1 protein-coding gene is annotated in these 1,165 nt (G+C 45.4%); it reads left to right on the forward strand.

Annotation, left to right across the window (positions count from 1 at the left end; translation table 11 throughout):
* The first annotated feature begins 139 nt into the window (after nt 1-139).
* On the forward strand, nt 140-1,102 hold the full coding sequence (locus IQ228_RS26185; protein ID WP_027401676.1) for a hydrogenase small subunit: 963 nt from the start codon (nt 140-142) through the stop codon (nt 1,100-1,102).
* Nucleotides 1,103-1,165 lie beyond the last annotated feature (63 nt).

A 1,165-nucleotide genomic window follows, 5' to 3' on the forward strand; every position in this document is an offset into this window, starting at 1 on the left:
AATAACATCTTAGTTTAAAATAATGAATATTGATCAATAGGTCGTTCTCTACAAGTAAATCCTTTGCAGAAGGGGAAATTATCCCCCTATAGAATCTCTTCAATTGTGCATTATTAACACATCTAAAAATAAATAGCTAATGACTAATGTACTCTGGTTACAAGGTGGTGCTTGTTCGGGTAACACCATGTCATTTCTTAATGCCGAAGAACCTACAGCTTGTGATTTAATTGCTGATTTCGGTATTAAAATACTTTGGCATCCTTCCTTGGGAGTAGAATTAGGTGAAAATGTCCAAACCCTGTTATGGGACTGCATTTCCGGGAAGACCTCTCTGGATATTTTGGTATTTGAAGGTAGCGTAGTTAACGCCCCTAATGGTACAGGAGAATGGAACCGATTTGCCGACCGTCCCATGAAAGATTGGTTAGACGATTTAGCCAAAGTGGCGAAATTTATTGTGGCTGTGGGAGACTGTGCGACGTGGGGAGGAATTCCCGCTATGTCGCCCAACCCCAGTGACTCCAAAGGATTGCAATTTCTCAAACGGGAAGAAGGCGGTTTTTTAGGTAAAGATTTTGTCAGTCAAGCTGGCTTACCTGTGATTAATATTCCCGGTTGTCCTACACACCCCGACTGGATAACGCAGATATTAGTAGCGATCGCCACTGGTCGAATTGATGATATAGTTCTCGATGAACTACACCGTCCCCAAACCTTCTTCAACACCTTCACCCAAACAGGTTGTACCCGCAACATTCACTTTGCCTACAAAGCCACAACCGCTGAATTTGGACAACGCAAAGGTTGTCTATTTTACGACTTAGGTTGTCGTGGACCCATGACCCGTTCTTCCTGTAACCGCATTCTCTGGAACCGCGTCTCCTCCAAAACCCGCGCCGGAATGCCCTGTTTAGGCTGTACAGAACCGGAATTTCCCTTTTTTGACCTCCAACCCGGAACAGTCTTTAAAACCCAGACTGTCATGGGAGTTCCCAAAGAAATACCCCCCGGAGTCAATATGAAAGATTACGCAGTCCTCACCGTTGTGGCAAAAGACGCAGCCCCAAAATGGGCAGACGAAGACTTTTTTACCGTTTAGTCATGAAAAAAGACCTAACCCCCCAACCCCCTTCCCTTACCCTCCCCCTCCACCCCCCCCACC

The organism is Dolichospermum sp. LEGE 00246 (genome assembly GCF_015207865.1).
Classification (GTDB): domain Bacteria; phylum Cyanobacteriota; class Cyanobacteriia; order Cyanobacteriales; family Nostocaceae; genus Dolichospermum; species Dolichospermum heterosporum.